This is a genomic window from Shinella sp. CPCC 101442 (assembly GCF_024704725.1).
GTDB lineage: Bacteria > Pseudomonadota > Alphaproteobacteria > Rhizobiales > Rhizobiaceae > Shinella.
In genome coordinates, this window is the sequence record NZ_JALIQS010000003.1 from 708,869 (window position 1) to 732,234 (window position 23,366).

General features: G+C 62.1%; 13 protein-coding genes and 1 tRNA gene. 8 read left to right on the plus strand and 6 right to left on the minus strand.

Annotation, left to right across the window (positions count from 1 at the left end):
• The 3 genes from urtC to urtA all read right to left on the minus strand — a co-directional run bounded on the left by urtC (nucleotide 1) and on the right by urtA (nucleotide 4,195).
• On the minus strand, nucleotides 1-1,167 hold the full coding sequence (urtC, locus tag MUO32_RS13950) for an urea ABC transporter permease subunit UrtC (protein WP_257948916.1): 1,167 nt from the start codon (nucleotides 1,165-1,167) through the stop codon (nucleotides 1-3).
• Nucleotides 1,164-2,738 carry an urea ABC transporter permease subunit UrtB gene (gene urtB / locus MUO32_RS13955; RefSeq protein ID WP_374708666.1) on the minus strand — a complete coding sequence of 525 codons (1,575 nt, stop codon included), beginning with the start codon at nucleotides 2,736-2,738 and terminating at the stop codon, nucleotides 1,164-1,166. Before urtB ends, urtC begins: the two co-directional genes overlap by 4 nt.
• 164 nt (nucleotides 2,739-2,902) lie before the next feature.
• Nucleotides 2,903-4,195, minus strand: coding sequence for an urea ABC transporter substrate-binding protein (gene urtA, locus MUO32_RS13960; RefSeq protein ID WP_069057861.1), 1,293 nt, complete (start codon nucleotides 4,193-4,195; stop codon nucleotides 2,903-2,905).
• Nucleotides 4,196-4,422: 227 nt separating this feature from the next.
• On the opposite strand from urtA, the gene MUO32_RS13965 reads away from it, so the two are divergent.
• On the plus strand, nucleotides 4,423-7,797 hold the full coding sequence (locus MUO32_RS13965; RefSeq protein WP_257948918.1) for an ATP-binding protein: 3,375 nt from the start codon (nucleotides 4,423-4,425) through the stop codon (nucleotides 7,795-7,797).
• Nucleotides 7,790-8,704 carry a response regulator transcription factor gene (locus MUO32_RS13970; RefSeq protein WP_257948919.1) on the plus strand — a complete coding sequence of 305 codons (915 nt, stop codon included), beginning with the start codon at nucleotides 7,790-7,792 and terminating at the stop codon, nucleotides 8,702-8,704. Before MUO32_RS13965 ends, MUO32_RS13970 begins: the two co-directional genes overlap by 8 nt.
• Before the next feature lie 61 nt (nucleotides 8,705-8,765).
• Here the strand turns inward: MUO32_RS13970 and MUO32_RS13975 are convergent, their stop codons facing one another.
• Complete coding sequence (locus MUO32_RS13975) at nucleotides 8,766-9,734, minus strand: DMT family transporter (protein WP_257948920.1); 969 nt, start codon at nucleotides 9,732-9,734, stop codon at nucleotides 8,766-8,768.
• A gap of 64 nt (nucleotides 9,735-9,798) precedes the next feature.
• Here MUO32_RS13975 and MUO32_RS13980 point away from each other — a divergent pair, with 64 nt between their 5' ends.
• Nucleotides 9,799-10,614 carry a helix-turn-helix domain-containing protein gene (locus MUO32_RS13980; RefSeq protein WP_257948921.1) on the plus strand — a complete coding sequence of 272 codons (816 nt, stop codon included), beginning with the start codon at nucleotides 9,799-9,801 and terminating at the stop codon, nucleotides 10,612-10,614.
• A 151-nt stretch (nucleotides 10,615-10,765) separates the two neighbouring features.
• Nucleotides 10,766-11,395, plus strand: coding sequence for a histidine phosphatase family protein (locus MUO32_RS13985; protein ID WP_257948922.1), 630 nt, complete (start codon nucleotides 10,766-10,768; stop codon nucleotides 11,393-11,395).
• A gap of 209 nt (nucleotides 11,396-11,604) precedes the next feature.
• Here MUO32_RS13985 and MUO32_RS13990 read toward each other — a convergent pair whose 3' ends face one another.
• A complete protein-coding gene (locus MUO32_RS13990; RefSeq protein WP_257948923.1) occupies nucleotides 11,605-12,363 on the minus strand; it encodes an SIMPL domain-containing protein in 759 nt (252 codons plus the stop codon).
• 154 nt (nucleotides 12,364-12,517) lie between these two features.
• On the opposite strand from MUO32_RS13990, the gene MUO32_RS13995 reads away from it, so the two are divergent.
• The 4 genes from MUO32_RS13995 to MUO32_RS14010 all read left to right on the plus strand — a co-directional run bounded on the left by MUO32_RS13995 (nucleotide 12,518) and on the right by MUO32_RS14010 (nucleotide 19,871).
• A tRNA-Ile gene (locus tag MUO32_RS13995) sits at nucleotides 12,518-12,593 on the plus strand.
• 175 nt (nucleotides 12,594-12,768) lie between these two features.
• Nucleotides 12,769-13,101, plus strand: a complete 333-nt coding sequence (locus tag MUO32_RS14000) for an Arm DNA-binding domain-containing protein (protein WP_257948924.1) — start codon at nucleotides 12,769-12,771, stop codon at nucleotides 13,099-13,101.
• Nucleotides 13,086-13,694, plus strand: a complete 609-nt coding sequence (locus MUO32_RS14005; RefSeq protein ID WP_257948926.1) for a hypothetical protein — start codon at nucleotides 13,086-13,088, stop codon at nucleotides 13,692-13,694. The genes MUO32_RS14000 and MUO32_RS14005 overlap by 16 nt, the downstream gene beginning before the upstream one ends.
• 159 nt (nucleotides 13,695-13,853) lie before the next feature.
• A complete protein-coding gene (locus MUO32_RS14010) occupies nucleotides 13,854-19,871 on the plus strand; it encodes an FG-GAP-like repeat-containing protein (RefSeq protein ID WP_257948927.1) in 6,018 nt (2,005 codons plus the stop codon).
• A 200-nt stretch (nucleotides 19,872-20,071) separates the two neighbouring features.
• Here the strand turns inward: MUO32_RS14010 and MUO32_RS14015 are convergent, their stop codons facing one another.
• Nucleotides 20,072-23,203 carry a calcium-binding protein gene (locus tag MUO32_RS14015; protein WP_257948928.1) on the minus strand — a complete coding sequence of 1,044 codons (3,132 nt, stop codon included), beginning with the start codon at nucleotides 23,201-23,203 and terminating at the stop codon, nucleotides 20,072-20,074.
• Nucleotides 23,204-23,366: the final 163 nt, after the last annotated feature.

Here is a 23,366-nt window from a genome sequence, read left to right on the forward strand (position 1 = left end):
TCACTCCGCCGCCTGGGGTTCTGCCGCCGTCGCAAAGGTGCGCGCCTCTTCAGCCTCCCGCGCCTTACGGTATTCCTTGCGCCGTTCGACGAACTGGCGTGCCGTGCCGACTATGCCTCTAGGCAGGAAGAGCGTGACCAGCACGAAGAGGCCACCGAGCGCGAAGAGCCAGAATTCCGGGAAGGCGGCGGTAAAGATGCTCTTGCCGCCGTTGACGAGAATCGCGCCGACGATCGGGCCGATCAGCGTGCCGCGCCCGCCGACCGCCGTCCAGATGACGACCTCGATGGAATTGGCCGGGTCGAACTCGCCGGGATTGATGATGCCGACCTGCGGCACGTAGAGCGCGCCGGCAACGCCCGCCATCATCGCCGAGACAACGAAGGCGAAGAGCTTCATATGCTCGACCCGGTAGCCGAGGAAGCGCGTGCGGCTTTCGGCGTCGCGCACGCCGACGAGGATCTTGCCGTACTTGGAGCGCACGATGCCCGAGGTGATGATCAGTGACAGGGCGAGTGCTACCGCCGAGGCCGCAAAGAGTGCGGAGCGCGTGCCGTTTGCCTGGATGTTGAAGCCCAGGATATCCTTGAAGTCGGTGAGGCCGTTGTTGCCGCCGAAACCCATGTCGTTGCGGAAGAAGGCGAGCAGCAGGGCGAAGGTCATCGCCTGGGTGATGATCGACAGATAGACGCCGTTGACGCGCGAGCGGAAGGCGAACCAGCCGAAGACGAAGGCGAGCAGGCCGGGCACGACGATCGCCATCAGCGCGGCGAACCAGAACATGTCGAAGCCGTACCAGAACCAGGGCAGTTCCTTCCAGTTGAGGAAGACCATGAAGTCCGGCAGCAGCGGGTTGCCGTAGGAACCGCGCGCGCCGATCTGGCGCATCAGGTACATGCCCATGGCGTAGCCGCCGAGCGCGAAGAAGGCGGCATGGCCGAGCGAGAGGATGCCGCAGAAACCCCAGACGAGATCGAGCGCCAGCGCCAGCAGCGCATAGGTCAGGTACTTGCCGAACAGCGAGACGATATAGGTCGGCACATGCAGCGGATGGTCCGGCGCCGTCAGCAGGTTGAGCGCCGGAACGAGGGCCGCAAGCACCAGCAGGATCGCGACCGTGATGACGATGTTGCGCCCGAGCGCCTTGGCGAGAAACGACGTGATCATGCTTCCACCGCCCGTCCCTTGAGTGCGAAGAGCCCGCGGGGCCGCTTCTGGATGAAGAGGATGATCAGCACGAGCACGAGGATTTTTCCGAGCACGGCGCCGGCATAGGGCTCCAGGAACTTGTTGAGGATGCCGAGCGTGAAGGCGCCGACCAGCGTGCCCCAGAGATTGCCCACGCCGCCGAAGACCACGACCATGAAGCTGTCAATGATGTAGCCCTGGCCCAGGTTGGGCGAGACGTTGTCGATTTGGCTGAGTGCCACGCCGGCGATGCCCGCAATGCCCGAACCGAGCGCGAAGGTCAGTGCATCGACCCAGGGTGTCCTGATGCCCATCGAGGAGGCCATGCGACGGTTCTGCGTGACGGCACGCATCTGCAGGCCCATCGGCGTCTTCTTCAGGAGGAAGAGCAGGAAGGCGAAGACGGCGAGCGAAAAGACGATGATCCAGAGCCGGTTCCAGGTCACGGTGAGGCCGCCAAGTTCGAAGGCGCCGGACATCCAGGACGGATTGCCGACCTCCTGGTTCGTCGGCCCGAAGATCGAGCGCACGGCCTGCTGGAGAATCAACGAAACGCCCCAGGTGGCGAGTAGCGTTTCGAGCGGCCGGCCATAGAGGAAGCGGATGATGCCACGCTCCATGACGAGGCCGACCGCGCCGGTGACGAGGAAGGCGAGCGGCAGCGCGATCGCCAGCGACCAGGCGAAGGCGTCGGGATAGGAATTGCGGATGATCTCCTGCACCACGAAGGTGGTGTAGGCGCCGAGCATGACCATCTCGCCATGCGCCATGTTGATGATGCCCATCACGCCGAAGGTGATGGCAAGCCCGATCGCCGCGAGCAGCAGCACCGAGCCGAGCGACAGGCCGTACCAGATGTTCTGGCCGGCGGCCCAGAGTTGCAGCTGGTCCTCGATCTGCTGGATCCCAGTCTCGATATCCGGCCGCAGGCTTTCATCGGCAGAGGAGAGAGCGCCGGAAAGCAGCGACAGTGAATCCCGCCCGCCTGTCTCGACGACGGTGGCGATGGCGGCCTTCTTCTCCTCCACCGGCCGATCGGACACGAGGACGGAAGCCGCGCGGGCCTTTTCAAGCACGGCCTTGACCGCGCTGTCCGTTTCACCGGCAAGCGCCGCATCGAGGCCTTCGAGGGAATCGGCGGATGGCGTGCGCAGGATTGTCTGCGCTGCCTGGAGGCGAACGCCCGCATCAGGGCTCATCAGCGTCAGGCCGCCGAGTGCGGCGCGGATCACGCGGCGCAGCCCGTTGTTGACCTTGACCTTTTCGAGCGCCGCCTTGGCTTCCTCGCCGGCTGCGTCTCCCGTCAGGGCGTCGACGAGTTTGAAATTGGAACCGGCCGGCTTGACGATGAAAACCATGCCGTCGGATTTGCGCTGGTAGAGATCCCCCTCGGACAAGGCCTCCAGCGCCGGAACGATCTTCGGATCACCCGTCTTGGCGAGCGCTTCGACCTGCTTCTGGTTCTCCTGGAAACTGCCGCCGCCGAGCGCGTTGACCATCGTTCGCAGATCGTCTGCAGCTCTAAGGTCCGTCGCAAGCATCGTCACCATCACGCAGACAGCGACGAGCAGGCATTGCAGGAAACGATGGATGAGGCGCGCAGGCATCTCATGTCCTTGAGGTTGGGAAAGGACTGCATCCCGGCGCGTCATACGCCGGGATGCGAGTTTGGTCGCCGCGAAGGAGACGCGCGGCAGACATCAAGCCTTCGGGATCAGGAACCCTTGCCGCCGCACTTGCCGGTGGCGACGTTGAAGTTGCCGCACGACATCGGCGCACGCCAATCCGCGATCAGGTCCTTGGAGTCGGCCAGGAAGTCCGACCATTCGTCGCCGACCACCAGGCCGGGTGTTTCCCACACGGTCTCGAACTGGCCGTCGGCCTGGATTTCGCCGATCAGCACGGGCTTCGTGATGTGGTGGTTCGGCATCATGGTGGAGAGGCCGCCCGAGAGGTTCGGCACGGAGACACCGATCATCGCATCGAGCACGGCATCCGTATCCGTCGTGCCGGCCTTTTCAACGGCCTTCAGCCACATGTTGAAGCCGATATAGTGCGCTTCCATCGGGTCGTTGGTGACGCGCTTTTCGTTCTTGGTGAAGGCCTTCCACGTCTTGATGAACTCGGCATTCGACGGGTTCTCGACGGACTGGAAATAGTTCCAGGCAGCCAGGTGACCGACAAGCGGCGTCGTATCGAGACCGGCGAGTTCCTCTTCGCCGACCGAGAAGGCAACGACGGGAATGTCTTCCGCCTTGACGCCCTGGTTGCCAAGTTCCTTGTAGAAGGGAACGTTGGCGTCGCCGTTGATGGTGGAGACCACGGCGGTCTTCTTACCGGCCGAGCCGAACTTCTTGATGTCGGAGACGATCGTCTGCCAGTCGGAATGGCCGAACGGTGTGTAGTTGATCATGATGTCCTCAGGCTTCACGCCCTTGGAGATCAGGTAGGCTTCGAGAATCTTGTTGGTCGTGCGCGGATAGACATAGTCGGTACCGGCGAGAACCCAGCGCTCGACGCCTTCGTTCTCGGCGAGATAATCGACAGCCGGGATCGCCTGCTGGTTCGGCGCCGCACCCGTATAGAACACGTTGCGCTGGCTTTCTTCACCCTCGTACTGGACGGGGTAGAAGAGGATGGAGTTCAGCTCTTCGAAGACCGGCAGCACGGATTTGCGCGAAACGGACGTCCAGCAGCCGAACACGGCCGAGACCTTGTTGACCGATACCAGTTCGCGTGCCTTTTCGGCGAAGAGCGGCCAGTCGGATGCCGGGTCGACGACGACGGCTTCGAGCTTCTTGCCCAGCAGACCGCCCTTCTTGTTCTGCTCGTCGATGAGCATGAGCATGGCATCCTTGAGCGTCGTCTCGGAGATGGCCATGGTGCCGGAAAGCGAATGCAGGATGCCGACCTTGATCGTATCGTCGGCTGCGAAAGCGCCGTGGAAGGCGGTCGTCGAGAGAATGGCTGCAAGCAATGCGCCGGTGGCGCGCGCCTTGATGGACATGTCGGAACCCCTCTAGTTCTTTTTTTGACCGCAACGGGGCGGAAGCTTTTTTACCGTTGCTTAAGAAACTATCGGACAGCGATGCTGCGCTGCACATACGTCATATTGCGTAGTTGCCGGGGGTAAGTGGGAAGCTTTTGCCGCGATGCACCAATTTCGGGCATGCACCATCTGTGTTACGAAGGTTCGGACGGCCGGATAACGGGCCTTGGGAACAGCAGGAACACATGGCCGCACGCCAGCGCATCATACCGATCCGCCGCGAGTACAATCGCTGGGTCGCCAACCAGACGCTGGAGGACTATGCGCTGCGTTTCACAGCAAAGAGCGCACGGCGCTTCTCCTCCGACCGCATCTCGCAGACCGCGATCGGCGCCATCTCCTTCCTGGCGCTGGAAGCGATCGGCGGCGCGATCACCATGTCCTACGGCACGACGAACGCCATCGTTGCAATCGTCGTCGCCAGCCTGATGATCCTGCTGGTCGGCCTGCCGATCAGCCGCTATGCGATCCGCCACGGCGTCGATATCGATCTTCTCACGCGCGGTGCGAGTTTCGGCTATATCGGCTCGACGCTCACCTCGCTGATCTATGCAAGCTTCACCTTCATCCTGTTCGCCATCGAGGCCTCCATTATGTCCGGCGCGCTGGAGCTGGCGCTCGGCATACCGCTATGGATCGGCTACATCATATCCTCCGTCGTGGTCATCCCGCTGGTGACGCACGGCGTGCAGCTCATCTCGCGCTTCCAACTCATCACCCAGCCGTTCTGGATCGTGCTCAACATCCTCCCCTTCGTCTTCATCGCCTTCGCGGACTGGGAGAAGATCGACCTGTGGCTCGCCTATTCCGGCCTGCATCACGCTTCCGGCCCACCCGGCACCTATGCGCCCTTTAACCTCGTCGAGTTCGGCGCGGCCTCCGCCGTCATTTTCGCGCTGATGGCGCAGATCGGCGAACAGGTGGACTTTTTGCGCTTCCTGCCGCCGGATGGGCAGCGCAAGCTGCACCATCGCATTGCCGTGTTTCTCGCCGGCTCCGGCTGGGTCATCGTCGGCGCGCCGAAACTGATTGCCGGCTCGTTCCTCGTGGTGCTCGCGCTGTCGGCCGGCGTGCCCTCCACCCGGGCGGCCGATCCAGCGCAGATGTACTATACCGCCTTCGGCTACATGCTGCCGTGGGATAGCGCGGCCCTGCTGCTGATGGTCGCCTTCGTGGTGGTCTCGCAGCTCAAGATCAATGTGATGAACGCCTATGCGGGCTCGCTCGCCTGGTCGAACTTCTTCTCCCGCCTGACCCACAGCCATCCTGGCCGCGTCATCTGGCTCGTCTTCAATGTGGCGATCGCACTCCTCCTGATGGAGCTCGGTATCTACCGGCTCCTGGAGGAGACGCTCGGCGTCTTCTCGATCGTCGCCATGGCCTGGCTGTGTACGATTTCCGCCGATCTCTTCCTCAACAAGCCGCTCGGCCTCTCACCCCCCGGCATCGAGTTCAAGCGCGCCCATCTCTACGACATCAACCCGGTCGGTCTCGGCGCGATGACGCTGTCGGCGATCATCGCGCTCACCGCGCATTTCGGCACCTTCGGCGACATCCCCGCCTCGCTCGCCCCCTACATTGCCGCCATCGTCGCCTTCATCGCCTCGCCCGCCATCGCCTGGGCAACCGGCGGAAAATATTACCTGGCGCGAAAACCTCGGAAGAGCTGGGCAAAGCTGCACTCCATCACCTGCTCGATCTGCGAGCATCCCTTCGAGCCGGAAGACATGGCCTGGTGCCCGGCCTATGCCGCACCGATCTGCTCGCTCTGCTGTTCGCTCGACAGCCGCTGCCATGACCTCTGCAAGCCGAAAGCCCGCTTCAACGCGCAGGTGGCAGGTGTCGCAAAAACCATCCTGCCAGAGCAGGTAACGACAGCGCTTGCCACGCGTCTGGGCCGCTACGGCATCGCCACCGTGCTGTCGATCACCGGCATGGGCATCATCCTCGCCATGATCGCCCACCAGGTCGGCACGCATTCACCGGAGACGGCATCGGTGGTGGAGCGCACCATCGCCGTGGTCTTCTTCGTCTTCGCCGTGGTGGCGGGCGTCGTCTGCTGGTTCTATGTGCTGGCGCACGACAGCCGGGTCGTCGCGGAGGAGGAGTCGTCCCGCCAGACCACCCTGCTCCTCAAGGAAATCGCCGCCCACAGGAAGACCGACGCCGCACTCCAGCAGGCAAAGGAAACGGCTGAGGCCGCCAACCGCGCCAAGAGCCGCTATGTCGTCGGCCTCAGCCATGAATTGCGCACCCCGCTCAACGCCGTGCTCGGCTACGCCCAGGTTCTGGAGCGCGACGAGAGCATCCCCCCGCAGCGGCAGAACGCCATCCGCGTCATCAAGCGCAGCGCCGATCATCTCTCCGGCCTCATCGATGGCCTGCTCGACATTTCCAAGATCGAGGCCGGCAAGCTGCAGGTCTATTCCAACGAGATCCACATCCACGATTTCCTCGACCAGATCGTGGAAATGTTCCGCCCGCAGGCGCAGGCCAAGGGCGTCACCTTCACCCACACGCGCCCGGCGAACCTGCCGCATTACGTGCGCACCGATGAAAAGCGCCTGCGCCAAATTCTGGTGAACCTCATTTCCAACGCGCTGAAATTCACCGACCAGGGCAGCATCCGTCTTGACGTGGCCTATCGCAGCCAGGTCGCGACCTTCACCGTCGCCGACAGTGGTCGCGGCATTCTCGAAAAGGACCTGCCCCGCATCTTCGAGCCCTTCCAGCGGGGCGACGCCGAACACGGTCGCATGCCCGGTCTCGGCCTCGGCCTCACCATCACCCGCCTGCTCACCCAGACGCTCGGCGGCGAAATTTCCGTGAAAAGCGAACGCGGCACGGGCACCGAGTTTCGCGTGCGCCTGATGCTGTCAGCCGTCGACCGTCCGACGGTGCCGAAGGCTGCCGTGCAGCGCATCAAGGGCTATGGCGGCCGCCGCCGCACCATCCTCGTCGTCGATGACAATGCCGATCACCGCAATCTCATGGAAGAGGTGCTGCGCCCGCTCGACTTCACCGTGCTGACGGTAAAGAGCGGAGCGGATTGCCTGACGCTGATAGAAGGCCTGAAACCCGACCTCTTCCTCATCGATATCTCCATGCCCGGCATGAACGGCTGGGAACTGGTCGCGCGCCTGCGCGCGCTTGGCCAACCCGGTCCGATCATCATGCTGTCGGCCAATATCGGCGACGGCACGGCGGCCCATGCCGGCCATAACGATACGCTGGCAAAGCCATTCGACCTGCGCCAGCTCACAGACAAGCTTGCCCTGCAGATGGGCATCGACTGCATCTATCACGACGACGCAAAACCGGAAGCGCCTGCCAAGGTCAGCATCGTCATTCCGGCAGAGACCCATGTGCAGGAACTGATCCGTCTTGGCGAGATCGGCTATGTGCGCGGCATCGAGGCCAAGCTTTCGGAAATCGCCCGCAGCCCCGAACACCAGCCGTTCACCGAGGCCGTTCGCGCCTATGTCCAGGTCTTCGACCTCGCCGGCTACGATGCCTTCCTGAAAACCATGAACCAACAAGAAGGCGCCGCCCGTGACTGAGACAGCCACCCCGCGCGACATCGTCCTCATCGTCGATGATTCCCCCGAAGCTCTCGGCTTCCTGACGGAAGCGCTGGAGCAGACCGGCTTCTCCGTGCTGATCGCGACGTCAGGCGCTTCTGCGCTCAACATCGTCGATCGCATCACGCCCGACATCATCCTGCTCGATGCCGTCATGCCCGGCATGGACGGTTTCGAGACATGTCTCAGGCTGAAGGCGAACCCGTCGATCAGCCCCGTCCCCGTCGTCTTCATGACGGGGCTTACCGAGACGGAACATGTCGTGCGCGCGCTGGAGGCCGGTGGCGTCGACTATCTCACCAAGCCGATCAATATCGACGAGTTGCGCGCCCGCATCCGCGTGCACCTCACCAATGCCCGCTCCGCCCAGAGCGCCCGCGTGGCGCTCGATGCCGCCGGCCGTCACCTGCTGGCCGTCAGCGGCGAGGGGAAAATCCGCTGGTCGACCCCGCAGGCAACGCGTCTCGTCAATGCCGCAACGGGCAGCGACGAGGGACTGGATGCCATTTCCACCCATATCCGCGACTGGATGAAAACGCGTGGCACCGCACGCGAAAACACCTTCGGCATCCACCAGGCCGGCCAGGCGAGCCTGCAGCTCTCCTTCCTCGGCGCGATCGGCATGGACGAATATCTCTTCCGCCTCATCGCCGGAAACCGCCTGTCCGACGACGAGATCCTGCGCCAGCATTTCTCGCTTACCCAGCGGGAATCCGAGGTGTTGCTGTGGATCGCCAAGGGCAAATCGAACCGCGACATCGGCGAAATCCTCGGGCTCAGCGCCCGCACGGTCACCAAGCATCTCGAGCAGATCTACGTCAAACTCGGCGTGGAGAACCGCGCCTCCGCCGCCGTCAAGGCTGCCCACATCCTGCACGAGGTTTGAGCGCGGACAGCCCGCCCCTCAGACACAGCGGCTGGTGAGGCGACAGGAGTGGCACGCCCGCCTAAGCTTTGGCGCGTCCATTCATTTCGGCGATGCGACGATTTCTTCCCGCCGCAGACAGTTGCTCGATCCAGGGATAGGCGCTCACGATCACGATCCCCGCCATCACACCCGCCGCCCCGATCGCGAATTCCCGCGTCAGCGGCTCGCCCAGAAGCACGACACCCAGCAGAACACCGAACACCGGCGTCATAAACGAGAAGACGCCAAGCTGCGAGGCCCGGTACTTCGTGAGCAGCCAGAACCACGTCAGGAAGCTGAGGAAGGAAACCGCGAGCGCCTGGAAGGCGAGGTTCAGGAGCAGAGCCTGCGAGGGAACGAAGGTCGCCTCGCCCGCCATCACCGCGGCCCCGGTCAGAACCGGAAAGGCGGTCGCTAGCTGGTAGAACAGGACATGCGTGGCCGGAGCCGTGCTCAGCCGCGTCGTCCGGATAAGCACCGTCGTCAAACCCCAGGCCGCGCCGCCGATCAGCGCCAATCCGTCGCCCCAGAGCACGTCACCGAGACCGCCCGCCGCCTGATGGCCGTCCTGCGGCGCTAGAAAGGCAAAGGCGATGCCCATCGCGGCCAAGGCGATCCCGCCCCACTGGATTGCCGAAAGGCGCTCGGAAGGCAGTTTCCAATGCAGGCCGAGCGCCGCGAAAATCGGGGCCGTATAAAGGAAGACCACGACGTGCGAGGCAGACGTGTGCTTGAGCGCCTCGCCGACGAGAAAGAACTCGAAAGCGAACAAGAGACCGGCACAAACGCCGAGCATCGCGGTCTTCCCCCACAGATCCACCTTCTGCCGTCGGGCGCAGATCAAGGCGAACACGCAGAGCGCAGCAAGCCCGGATCGCAGGCCGATCTGCAGCACCGGCGCGGCGAACACGCTGGTGGATTTCAGGCCGATCTGCTGAAAGGCCCAGATAAGGCAGATGCCGACCATGAGGCCGACGGCCGTGATGTCGATGGATTTGCGGCTGTCCAAGATCGTCTCTCCGATTTCGCAAACCGCAATAGCATTTGGCAGGAAAGGCAGATATAACGACTTCATGACAGTCGGTATAGAAAACCTGACAGACGCTTCCGGCGCCGCGCATTTTCGCGACGTGCCCTTTCGCGACGCCCTGCCCTACCCTCTATACTTCCGCTCCGCGCAGATGCCGCAAAACGCGACCTATCCGCGCCATAGCCATCCCTGGGGTGAGTTCGTCTACTCCTACAGCGGCATGATGGAGGTCAGCCTCTCCGACGCGCACTATCTCGCCCCGCCGCACTACGCGGTCTGGCTGCCGCCCGGCATCGAACATCGGGGGCTGAACCGTCATGCCGCCGTTCATTGCTCGCTCTATGTCGATCCTTCGCTCTGCGGTAGCCTTCCGCAGGAGACCACGGCGCTCGAAGTCAGTCCGCTGCTGCGCGCGATGCTGGAGTATCTGCGCGAGAACGGCGATCGGGACCACGGGGCTGCCGAACATCTTCGTTTCCTCCGGGTCGTCATCGATCTCGTCACGGCCGCGCCGAATGTCGGCACCTACCTGCCCTGGTCGGTCGATCCGCTGCTTGAACCGGTGCTGACCCACCTCCAGGAACATCCTGCCGACAACCTTTCCCTTGCCGAACATGCGCGCCGCGCCGCAACAGCGGAACGGACCCTGATCCGCCGATGCCTGCGCGATCTCGGCATACCCTTCGCCGAATGGAAACAGCGGCTGCGGGTCGTCAAGGCCATGCCCATGCTCGAGGCGAACGATACCGTCGAAAACATCTCGGCCGCCTTGGGATACAGCAATGCCTCTTCCTTTATCGCCATGTTCAAACGCATGACCGGCACGACACCCGACGACTACCGGGCTTCGGCGCGGTAGTCGCGGCAACAGCACAGCGCGCCCCGCCCCACAAATGCGATGCGGATCGCGTCGCTCTGGAATTCCGCTGGCTTGCCGATGGGATTTGAATATCTATCGGTAGAGGGTATCAACACGCGACGGCGTTCCTGGCGGGGAGAACGGATAGATCTTGAGCAGCGAAACCGAGAAGCCGAAACCGGCTGCCAACAGGGCGACACGTCTTACAATCCTGTGCCGCGGCGCGACCCTGGCCAATCGACAATCGCGTCTCTCCTCCGATGAGCCGCTGCTGCCCAAAGAGCAGGTGCGGTTGCGGGCGCTTGCGCGCAGCCTTCGTCTCTTCGATTCGGTTGTGTATGCACCGGAGCGCGCGGCAGCCGAAACCGCCGCGGCCTTTTCCCCCGAGGCGACATCGTGTCCGGCACTGAGGGATATCGACTATGGAGAATGGGCTGGCCGAACGGTCACGGAGATCGCAGAACGGTTCCCGGAAGAGCTGCAGCGCTGGCAGGCGGACCCGACTTCCGCCCCGCATGGCGGCGAGCCCTTCGAGGCAGCGCAGGCGCGGGTATCGGCATGGCTGGAGGGTCTTCATTCGGCGGGCGGAAACACGCTGGCCGTGACACACGCCATTCTCCTGAAGCTGCTTTTCCTCCATGTGACCGGCGCGCCCCTCGCCTCGATAGCGCGCATCGACGTCGAGCCGCTGGGCCTGCTGGCATTAACCAGCGATGGCCGGCGTTGGGCGCTTCGCAGCTTTGGGCCGGGATTGCCGGGCAGCGATGAGGCTGCGGATTGATCGCTCAAAGCCGGAAGACGCCAATTGTGACGCTGCCACCCGCAGCATCCGCTTGTCGATCCCGTCACGACGACTTGAGGCAGCGACGTCTGCGTGAAGCGCGCCCGTAGCGCAACGGACAAAGGCTGACGGAAGTTTGATGCCGGATGAGCCGCAAAACAAAAGGGACCGGTTTCCCGATCCCTTTCGTTCCGTGCATGGCACGTCGTTTACTGACCGAGCGCGAACGTCACGTTGACGACCACGGAATAGCTGTTTTCGCCCGTGGCAAGCGGTACGGCGCCACCTTCGGCGGCAAAGTCCTTGGCCATGGTGCGCATCATCGGCATGGGCTCGGCACGGTAGCTGGTTTCCGAAATTTCCAGGACACGCCCGAGACCGACGCCCGCAGCGTCCGTCAATTCCTTCGCCTTTGCTATGGCGTTCTCGACAGCATTCCTGCGTGCAGCGCTGATGACCGTTTCCGGCTTGTCATTGGTGAAACGGATGCCACCGCCCTGGTTGGCGCCGAGCGACACCGCCTTGTCCATGATTTCACCGAGCTTGGAGAGATCGCGCACGCGCAACGTGACCGTGTTGGTGACCTGGAAGCCGGTCAGCACCGGCGGCGGGTTTTCGCCGTTCGTGCTCTGCGGAAAACTGTACTGCGGATTGATCATGAAGCCAGACGTCTGCACATCCCGCCCCTCGATCCCGGCTTCCCTCAGCGCGGCAAGGATTTCGGCCATGGCCTTGTTGTTGGCGTCGAGCGCCTCGCGGGCGGTCTTCGCATCCTTGACGACGCCAAGGTCGATCAGCGCCATGTCGGGCGCGGCGACGGCCGAGCCTTCGCCGGTCACGACCACCGTCGCCGCACGCGGCGTTGCGGCATCTTCGGCCTTCGCCGCAAGCGGCAGGGCTGCGGCAAGAGCAAGCGAGAGCGCGACAAGGCTGGCGCCGGTGCGGCGGCCGAGGATTCCGTGGATCATGTTGGAATATCTCCTGATAGTTGTGTCCCTGACACCGTTCTTCGCTTGCTATTGTGTAGAGAATACGGCGACGCTTGTGAGGAAAGCCGATTTCGTCTAGACGATCTTCAACCGTCGGCCGCCATTGACCGACGGCCCCGGCAAACCGCCGGTCGGGCCTGTAGCTCAATGGTTAGAGCCGGCGGCTCATAACCGCTTGGTTGGGGGTTCGAGTCCCTCCGGGCCCACCATTCCCCATCATCGAGTATAGTCCAGTTTGGATGAAGGGATGCGAGATAATCGCGGTTTTTCAATGGGTTTCAGCGCTTCATTTGTCCAAAGAGGTTTGCCTGCGAGCGGCGGCATCCGGCCAAATGTTGGTAGCTTCGTTGGTGTTTGTTCGCTTCTTGAGGCAAAATACCGACAATGCCTTTGACCGAAGTGTTCTGCCGGAATGCCAAACCCGCCGAAAAGCCCCAGAAAATCAGTGATGGCGGCGGTCTTTTCCTGCTCATCGAACCACGGGGAAGTAAGCTTTGGCGACTGGCTTACCGCTTTCACGGCAAGCAGAAGACGCTTTCCTTTGGTATTTACCCGGCCGTCAGCCTGAAGGATGCGCGCAACTATCGCGACCGGGCCAAGGGGTTGCTGGCGCGTGGTATCGATCCCGGCGAGCATAAGAAGCAGGAAAAGCGAAAGAAGCGGCTTGAGGCCGGCAGTACGTTCGAAACCGCCGCACGGGAATGGTTCGACGCGTAGAAAGCGGGGGGACAGAAGGCTACGCCGACCGGATTGTTCGCAGGCTTGAAGTCGACGTCTTCAAGGTCATCGGCCGCAGGCCCATCAACGACATCGAGCCGCCGGAATTGCTGGACGCGATTCGCCAGATCGAAAAGCGCGGCGCCATTGTTCTCGCAAGACGCCTCATGCAGGTTTCCAGACAGGTCTTCCGATACGCAATCGCCAGCGGGCTTGCGACCCGCGATCCGTCTCAGGACATTCGCGGCGCATTGCGGTCCGCCGGCCCCAAGAAGCACCGGACTGCGCTGGCAGGAAACCAATCTTCCCAAGGTCCTGCCAATGCTGGCAACGTCTTTTATGTTCGCATGTCCGGTGATGGACATGCCTTCAACCCCGTGCAGCCTGTTTCGGCGACGGTGGGGATGCGGCTGCGGCCCCTGCTGGCTGCGCGTCAGGGCCGGCATCACGCGTGCGTGATTTCCCATCGTGTCAAAAATGGACGGAGACACCCTGACTCCGTTTCAATAACCCTCCTGAAGAACGAAGGCTTGTGTTCGCGCAGGCGCTACAGATTGCCCGCTCTCTGCGCCTTTGCGCGACACAGTGCCTGAAACGTGAATGTCGTCGTTCTCCGCTGTCGCCCCTTGGGGATCGCCCGGCGGTCAGCGTATCGCCGAATGTCGGCACGGCGGCGGCTGCTTTTTATACATTCCGGGAGTGAGCTGCGGCGAATTCCTGTCTTTTAAACGCTCGTTATCCGGGGAAATACGATGAGCACGACCTTTACCAGACAGGATTACAGCCTGGGTGTCAGTCCCGTTGATCTCGCCATCGCCGACATCGATGGGGATGGCAACCTTGACCTGGTGGTGACCAATGTGGGTTCCACGGCCAAGCTTCTGGTGTTGCTGGGGAACGGCACGGGAAGCTTCTCGACGTCGACAAACATCGACGTCACGACCGGCGACCCCAGCATGGGCTTCGCCAAGGTCGCCGACATGAACGGCGACGGCCATCTCGATATCGTCTTCGACAGTTACTACGACTACAGCGTCCGGGTACTGCTCAGCGATGGCGCGGGAGGCTATCAGGCCGGAACCCACGCGAGTTTCTGGTCTCGCCCCATGTCGATGGCGATCGGCGACGTCAATGGCGACGGCCGGACAGACGCGGTGACCACGAGCCAGAACGGTGTGATTACCGTGCTGTTGGGCGATGGGCAGGGCGGCTTCCAGAGCCCGATCAACAACGCGTCCATCACCTCCCGTTTTCCAGGTTACGTCACCCTGGCGGACATGAACGGCGATGGAAAGCTCGACATCGTCGCCTCCGGCAACTCTCCTCCGTTCGGCAGCGTCTCGGTAATGCTGGGTGATGGTGCCGGCGGCTTTACGGCCGTTACACATTACAGCATGGGAACGCGCCTGCCGGGCACCGTGACCGTTGCGGATGTCAACGGCGACGGCAAACTCGACGCCCTGACGACCAATATCGGAACGCCCGGCACGGTTTCGGTCCTGTTGGGCAATGGCAATGGCGGCTTCACATCCGCCACGGACATCAGCGTCGGCGCCAATCCCGGATCCCTCACAGTGGCGGACCTGAACGGCGACGGCAAGCTCGACCTCATCACCGCAAACTCCAACGCCAACAGCGTTTCGGTGCGGTGGGGAGACGGTAGCGGCAACTTCTCGGGCGGCACGGACATCGCCGTCGGCAGCATGCCGAAAACCGTCAAGGTGGCCGATGTCAACAAAGACGGCAGGATGGACATCGTCGTTACCGGCGTCATGGGCGGCGGCGTCACGGTGCTGCTGGGCGGCAAGAAGGCAGATGTCACGGCGATCTCGTCGAGTGCCACCGGCACGCTGAAAACCGGCGATACGGTTACCTTCACGCTGACGACCGACGTGCCCGTCACCGTGAACGGCACGCCGGAACTGGTGCTCAGCAATGGCGGGCGAGCGGTTTTTGCCGGGCTCGACGGTAACGGCAGGCCGACATTCACCTACACGGTCGTCGAGGGCGATACCGGCACGAACACTCTTTCCATTACCGGCATCGACAGCACCGCTGGCTCGATCGATGGATCGGCCGAGTTGAGCTTTGCGACGCCGCTCGGCGCCGTCGGCGGCAACGGAATCCATTCCCAGATAACCGCCGTGGATGTGAGCGGCGATGGCAAGCTCGACCTGCTGACCGCCAACCAATTTATGAGCACGGTTTCGATCCTTTTGGGTGATGGAACAGGCAATTTTTCCAGCCCGACGCAGGTCACGGTCGGCTCTGGTAACTACGCCCTCTATAGCCTTGCTACCGGCGACATAAATGGCGACGGCAAGATCGACCTGCTGACCGCCAATGGGACTGACGGCACAGTCTCCGTGCGTTTGGGCGATGGCGCGGGCAATTTTTCCGGCTCGACGGAGATCAGCGTCGGCGGCACACCCCAAGCCATCATCCTTGGTGATGTGAACGGCGACGGCAAGCTCGACATGGTCACGGCAGGCGGCGGTGTTGCCGTGCGGCTGGGCGATGGTGCCGGCAATTTCTCCAGTGCAATAAGCGTTGCAAGCTCGGGCTTGGCCGTGGCCCTTGCCGACGTGAACCGTGACGGCAAGCTCGACATGCTGATATCGGGCGGGCTCAACATCGCGGTGCGGCTGGGCGATGGTGCCGGTAATTTTTCCACTTCGGGCACGGCCAGTGTCGCCAGTTTACCGACGTACCTCACCGTTGTGGACTTGAATGGCGATGGCAAGCTCGACCTGCTGTCGGAGCATAATTCGTCCAACCAGGTTTCCGTGCGCCTGGGCAATGGCACCGGTGGCTTCTCCGGCTCGACGCAGCTGACCTTCGTACACAACGTCCGCGACATCGCAGTCGGCGATGTGAACGGCGATGGCAAGGCCGATGTGGTCGCGGCGAACGGCGGAAACGTGTCGGTGCGGCTGGGTGATGGGGCCGGCAATTTCTCCGCCTCGACGGATATCAGCGTGGCTGCCTCGTTGGACGTCATCAGCCTTGCGGACGTAAATGGCGATGGCAAACTTGATATTCTGGCGTCCTACAATGGCACCACGTGGGTCCTGCTAAACACCTCGCATACGGCGGCGTCTTTCGACGGCACGACCATTTCCACTGCGGACGGATCGGTAACCTGGCTCGAGGTGGACGCGACCCGGCCGGATGCGCCGACCCTCGCGCTTGCCAACGATACCGGCAGGTCCTCGACCGACCGTCTCACCAACGACGGCTCCCTGACGATAGGCAGGGAGGTTGGAGCAACGCTGAGCTACATCGTCGATGGCGGCCAAGCTTCGGCAAGCTACGATCCGACAGCGCTCGCGGAGGGCGAACACACGATCGAGGTGACGCAGACGGATCTTGCGGGCAACGTGTCCCTGGCCGGCAGCATCACATTTACAATCGATCGGACCGCACCGGACGCAGCCGTCCTGGCGCTGGCAACCGACAGTGGAAGGCCCCACGCGGACGGGATCACGAACGACGGTGCGATCACCATCGTGGGCGTGGAGGACGGCACGACACTAACCTTCTTCGTGGATGGTGTGGCGACCTCGAACTATGATGCTAATGCGCTTACCGACGGCGAGCATACGCTGGAGGCAATGGTGACGGATGCCGCGGGCAACGTTTCCACCACAAGCAGCCTCACGTTTACGCTCGACAGGGCCGCCCTGGCACCTGTTCTTGCCTTGACGTTGGACACGGGTGCGTCCCCGACCGACAAGATCACGAAGAGCAATGGCGCCCTGACCATCACGGGAGTGGAGGATGGTGCGACGCTGAGCTACGTCGTGGATGGCGGCGCCGCAACGTGGTACTACGATCCGGACGCGCTTGCCGATGGTGAGCATACGATAGAGGTGGTACAGAAGGATCTCGCCGGCAACGTCTCCAGCGCAGGCAGCATCACCTTCACGCTCGACCGCAACGCGCCAGACGCGGTGGTCCTGGCGCTGGCATCCGACACGGGAACGTCCGCTACGGACAAGCTCACGAACAGCGGCGCGCTGGCGATCTCCGGTCTGGAGGACGGCACGACGCTGAGCTACATCGTGAATGGCGGCGCGGCATCGTCGAGCTTCGATCCCGATGCGCTTGCTGACGGCGAGCATACGGTGGAGGTGATGCAGACGGATGCGGCAGGCAACGTTTCCGACGCAGAGAGCATAACATTCACGATCGACAAGACCGTCGCGGTGCCTGTTCTTGCTCTGACATCGGATACGGGCTCGTCCTCGACCGACAAGATCACCAGCAGCGGTGCGCTGACAATCGCTAAGGAAAACAACGCCACGCTCAGCTATGTCGTCGATGGCGGGGCTGCATCGAGCAGCTACGATCCGTCCGCCCTTGCCGATGGCACGCACACCGTCGAGGTCATTCAGACGGATGCCGCGGGCAACATTTCCGACGCCGGCAGTATTGCGTTCACGCTCGACAGGTCCGCTTCGGCCCCTGTTCTTGCCTTGACATCGGACACAGGCTCCTCCCCGACCGACAAGATCTCCCGCAACGGTGCGCTGACAATCGCTAAGGAAAACAACGCCACGCTCAGCTATGTCGTCGATGGCGGGGCTGCATCGAGCAGCTACGATCCGTCCGCCCTTGCCGATGGCACGCACACCGTCGAGGTCATTCAGACGGATGCCGCGGGCAACATTTCCGACGCCGGCAGTATTGCGTTCACGCTCGACAGGTCCGCTTCGGCCCCTGTTCTTGCCTTGACATCGGACACAGGCTCCTCCCCGACCGACAAGATCTCCCGCAACGGTGCGCTGACAATCGCTAAGGAAAACAACGCCACGCTCAGCTATGTCGTCGATGGCGGGGCTGCATCGAGCAGCTACGATCCGTCCGCCCTTGCCGATGGTACGCACACCGTCGAGGTCATTCAGACGGATGCCGCAGGCAACATTTCCGACGCCGGCAGCATCACCTTCACCATCGACAAGACCGCTACAGCGCCTGTCCTTGCCTTGACATCGGATACCGGCTCATCCTCGACCGACAAGATCACCAGCAACGGCGCGCTGACAATCACCAAGGAAAATAACGCCACGCTGAGCTATGTCGTGGATGGAGGAACGGCGTCAAGCAGTTACAATCCGTCCGCCCTTGCCGACGGAGCACACACGGTCACGGTCGTGCAGACGGATGTCGCCGGCAATGTTTCCGATGCCCGTAGCATCACCTTCACGCTCGATCGGACAAAGCCTGTCATCCCGGTTCTATCCCTGAGCTCGGATACGGGCTCGTCCTCAAGCGACAGGATCACCAGCAACGGCGCGGTGACGATCACGGGGAAGGAAAGCGGGACGACGCTGAGCTACATCGTCGATGGAGGCCCGGCATCGAGCACCTACAATCCGTCCGCTCTCACCAATGGCGCCCATAGCGTGAAGGTGATCCAGACCGACAAGGCCGGCAACGTGTCGTCGGCCGGCACCCTGACCTTCACGCTGGACAGGGCTACGCCGACCGTGACCGGTGTCACCGCTTCCGGCCCGGGCGTCAGCGGCGGTTCAGGCACGCTTACCACCGGCCAGACCGCCGAGTTCAAGCTCACGCTCAGCGAGGCGGTGGTGCTGACGGGCGCCACCAAACTGACGTTGACGCTCAGCAACGGCAAGCAGGCCATCTTTGATGCCACGGCATCGAGCAACAAGACGCTCGTTTTCGACTACAAGGTTGCACTTGAGGACAAGGCGAGCGATCTCTCCGTCACGAAACTCAACCTCAACGGCGCCACCATCAAGGATGCCGCCGGCAATGTCCTCAACATTACAGGCGCCAGCATCAATCCGGCCGGCAAACTGGTCATCGACGGGTATACCGGCACATCGGCCACGGATGTCTTCAACGGCACTGTCGGTGCGGAGACGTTCCGTGGTCTGGGGGGCAACGACACCTATATCGTCAACAATGCCGGTGATGTGGTTGTGGAAGGCGCAAGCGCCGGCACCGATCTCGTCAAGGCATCGGTCAATTATACGCTGACCAGCAATGTCGAGAATCTGACGCTGACCGGCTCGTCAAAGCTCAGCGGTACGGGCAACACACTCGCCAACATCCTGACCGGCAACGACGCCGACAACGTGCTCGACGGCAAGGCCGGAGCAGACCGGATGACCGGTGGCAAGGGCAACGACACCTATGTCGTCGACATCGCCGGCGATGCGGTGGTGGAAGGCGCGAACGCCGGCACCGATCTCGTCAAGGCGTCGGTCAACTACACACTGACCGGCAATGTCGAGAACCTGACGCTGACCGGCTCCGCAAAGATCAACGGCGCGGGCAACACGCTCGCCAACATCCTCACCGGCAACAGCACGGACAACATCCTCGACGGCAAGTCCGGGAACGATACGCTTGTTGGCGCTGGTGGTGCCGACACGCTCCATGGCGGCGCAGGAGCTGACAAGCTGGCTGGTGGTTCCGGCGCGGATGTGTTCCTGTTCAAGGCGATCTCGGATACGACGGTCGCTGCCGCCGGCCGCGACACGATCATCGACTTCAACCGTGGCCAGGGAGACCGAATCAGCCTGAAGGCAATCGACGCCAATCTTGACCTGAAGAACGACCAGGCCTTCACGTTCATCGACACGCAAAAATTCCACAAGAAGGCGGGTGAACTGCGCTACGAGATCAAGAACGGCGACACATTCATCTCCGGTGATATCGATGGCGACGGCACGGCGGATCTGTCCATCAGGCTCGACCTCAGCCTGGCCATGAAGGTGACGGACTTCATCCTGTGATCGTGCCGGGCCCCAATCCGTCCTGGAGGAAATTCGCTGTGGCAAGTCACTTTGGGCGAATGCCGAGGTTCAGATACACGCCAGAGATAAATCGGAGTGGCGGCCGTCTGAAGCCGGCGGCGGCGACCACTCTCCAGTTCAAGGCGCCGGAAGGTCCGGCGCCTTGAGTGTTCGGTTCATCGCAGGGCGCTGGCGCGTCCCTAGATGATGAAGAAGTCCGTGTTGTTGATGCCCAGCCCCGGATCCAGTTTCGCGAATTGCACCGATCCACCTGCCGCGTTTCCGTTGGTGTCGTAGAACAGCTTCCCGGTATCCGTTTCGTAGATGATGCGGTCGCTCGAATCGCTCGCCGTACCGCTGACATTGGCGACAAATTGCGCGGCACTGAGCACGCCGACACCGACAATCGCGTTGAAGATGGCATTTTCCAGCCGGATCGTGTCATTGACGAAGCTGAAGTCGGTGATGGTATCGACGTTGGTTGCTCCAAGCGCCGTATTGAACAGGAATGTGTCGTTCCCGCCGCCGCCCGTCAGCGTGTCGTTGCCGGCCCGACCGTTCAGCGTATCGTTGCCACTGCCGCCGATCAGGATATTGCCACTGCTGTTGCCAGTCAGCGTATCGTTGAAAGCGGAGCCAGTCAGGTTTTCGATCGATGAGTAGGTATCACCCGCTGCATCGCCGGTGTTGCTGGCGGGGGTTGTCAGGCTTGCGACCACTCCGGCCGTGGCCGTCTGATAAGAAGCCCTGTCCGATCCATTGCCGCCGGACAGCGCATCTGCACCCGCGCCGCCGATCAGGGTGTCGTTGCCATCTTGCCCGAACAGACTGTCATTGCCGCCGAGCCCGAAAATGGTGTCGTTGCCAGTAGCACCGATGATACTGTTGGCGCTGTTCGTACCGGTAAGCGTATCGTTGAAATTGGAACCGGTGAGATTTTCGATCGATATGAAGGTGTCGCCTGCCGCATCACCGGTGTTGGCTGCCGGGCTAACAAGCGACGCGACGACGCCGACCGTGGCCGTCGCATAAGAGGCACGGTCGCCGCCTGCACCGCCATCAAGTATATCCGCACCCGCGCCACCGATCAGGTTGTCATTGCCATCCTGCCCGAACAGACTGTCATTGCCGCCGAGCCCGAAAATGGCGTCGTTGCCAATAGCGCCGACAATGTTGTTGGCACCATTGGTGCCAGTCAGTCTATCGTTGAAGTTGGAACCGGTGAGATTTTCTATGGATATGAAGGTGTCGCCGGCCGCATCACCGGTGTTGGCTGCCGGGCTAACAAGCGACGCGACGACGCCGACCGTGGCCGTCGCATAAGAGGCACGGTCGCCGCCTGCACCGCCATCAAGTATATCCGCACCCGCGCCACCGATCAGGTTGTCATTGCCATCCTGCCCGAACAGACTGTCATTGCCGCCGAGCCCGAAAATGGCGTCGTTGCCAATAGCACCGATAATGCTGTTGGCACCGTTGGTGCCAGTCAGTCTATCGTTGAAGTTGGAACCGGTGAGATTTTCGATCGACGAGTACGTGTCGCCAGCGGCCTCGCCGGTATTGCCAGCTGGGCTTGTCAGGCTGGCAACCACGGCCGCTGTCGCATTGACATATGTGGCACGGTCCGAACCGTTTCCGCCATCCAGAAGATCACCGCCTGCGCCACCATCCAGCAAGTCGTCGCCGCCCAGGCCATTCAGTTCGTCACGCACCGATGTGCCGCGCATCGTTTCACTGTCGTTGTCACCGAGGATGATCAGCTGGTCCGCTTCACCGGCACCCGGAAAGAAATCCTGCACCTGGAACTGCGACAGGTCGACGGTGGTCGCGCTGAGCATTTCGACGCGGAAGCGGTCAGGTGTACCGACCGCCGCGAAATCGACGACGAGATTGGCCGCAAGGCCGGCGCCGACCTGATCGGCGCGGATGACGACGAGCTTCGCGGGCGCCACGGCCTGGAATTCGATTTCCTCTATGGAGATGACGGTCGTATCGACGAGGCTGATGTCCCCGGTGGCCAGGATGCGGTCGGCATCGGCACCACCGTCGATCAGGTCGTTGGTAAAGGCACCGAGGCCGCCGCCCTGGAACGTATCGTTGCCGGCATTACCGGATGCGATATCGCGCAGGCTATCGATGGTGATCGTGTCGCTCGCAGCGTCGCTGACGCTGGTGCGGCTCAACTGGTTGACCTCGCCGGTGATCCGGCCACCGCCGCCGTCGGTGTCGCCGGCGTCCTGCCACACGGTGATGAATTTTCCGTTCTGCAGCATGCCGAGGGCGGAAAAGACGTCCCGGTCCGCGCCTTCCGCAGCGATCGCAAATTCGCTCGCCATGTTGGCCGACAACGCATTGCCGTTCTGATCGAAGATGCGGGCAAAGATATCGTCGGTGGTGGCATTGAAAGGTTTCGTCCAACTGACGACGATGAAGCCGTTCGACAGGACCGAAATGTCAGGATCGACTTCGTCAACGGTACTTGTTGTGTTGACCTTGATGAAACCGGTCTGGGAGACGCCGTTTGCGTTGAAAATCTCAAGCGTGATGCCGTTTCCCAGCGTGCCGCCTTCGACCCAACCGGAATCCGTGTAGACCACGGCCCAGTTGCCGTTTGGCAGTGCGGTCAACGCCGATTGCGTGTTGTCACCGAAATTATCGATTAGGAAGTCCGCAGTTCGGACGGTTCCGTCGGCGTTGTAGATCGCAGCCCTGAGTGGCTGGTTGGCAGGATTGGTGTCGGTATAGGTCACAACGAAACCACCATCTGCCAACCCGACGATGGACGCGTCGTTCTGGGTGCCGGCCGTCGCGACGGTGTTCACCTGTGTGAAGCCGCCAAGCTGGGAGCCGAACGCATTGTAGCGGCCGACAAAGACGTTGCCGCCGAACGTGAAGCTTATGGCAAAGCCGCCGCTGGCAAGCGCGCTGGTGACCGGATCTTCAAATGAGATCGACGAGCCACTCAGTTTGAGCTCGCCACCCACCGTATTGCCATTCTGGTCGAAGATACGACCAAGCATGAAGGTTTCGGCGGGGTTGTTGTCGTCCCACACGACCAGAACATTGCCATTGGCGAGCTTGGTCAGCGAGGGCTTTCCGGGAGGCTCCGTGTTGGTATCGTCGTAGGGGATGCGGAAGCCGCCAACCTGGTTGGAATTGGCGTCATAGAAATTCAGAAGAATGAAATTGCCACTTGCGGTGTTGTAGGCGGCGGCAAAGCCGCCATTGTCGAGACCCAGAACATCCGGGAAAATCTGATTGCCCGGTGTAAAGGTATTGACCCCGAATTGGAAGGTCGTGGTGGTGTTGTTGAAAGTCGTGGTGACGGCCATTGTGAACACTCCTGAACTGATATGGTCGATCGGAATTCAGCGTGATTTCGGTAGAACCGGGGGTGATGCGAACGGATCAACGTTGCGCGTCAGGTCATTCGACAAGGCGAAAAACCCGGATACAAACCCTACAATGGGGCGCATGCGCAGTGGGAAACACCCT

Excerpts from the sequence above, each read along its gene's own strand:
- urtC (WP_257948916.1), bottom strand. The coding sequence starts at position 1,167 with ATGATCACGTCGTTTCTCGCCAAGGCGCTCGGGCGCAACATCGTCATC.
- MUO32_RS13980 (WP_257948921.1), top strand. The coding sequence starts at position 9,799 with ATGACAGTCGGTATAGAAAACCTGACAGACGCTTCCGGCGCCGCGCAT.
- MUO32_RS14005 (WP_257948926.1), top strand. The coding sequence starts at position 13,086 with ATGGTTCGACGCGTAGAAAGCGGGGGGACAGAAGGCTACGCCGACCGG.
- MUO32_RS14015 (WP_257948928.1), bottom strand. The coding sequence starts at position 23,203 with ATGGCCGTCACCACGACTTTCAACAACACCACCACGACCTTCCAATTC.
- MUO32_RS13990 (WP_257948923.1), bottom strand. The coding sequence starts at position 12,363 with ATGATCCACGGAATCCTCGGCCGCCGCACCGGCGCCAGCCTTGTCGCG.
- urtA (WP_069057861.1), bottom strand. The coding sequence starts at position 4,195 with ATGTCCATCAAGGCGCGCGCCACCGGCGCATTGCTTGCAGCCATTCTC.
- MUO32_RS14010 (WP_257948927.1), top strand. The coding sequence starts at position 13,854 with ATGAGCACGACCTTTACCAGACAGGATTACAGCCTGGGTGTCAGTCCC.
- urtB (WP_374708666.1), bottom strand. The coding sequence starts at position 2,738 with ATGGTGACGATGCTTGCGACGGACCTTAGAGCTGCAGACGATCTGCGA.
- MUO32_RS14000 (WP_257948924.1), top strand. The coding sequence starts at position 12,769 with ATGCCTTTGACCGAAGTGTTCTGCCGGAATGCCAAACCCGCCGAAAAG.
- MUO32_RS13965 (WP_257948918.1), top strand. The coding sequence starts at position 4,423 with ATGGCCGCACGCCAGCGCATCATACCGATCCGCCGCGAGTACAATCGC.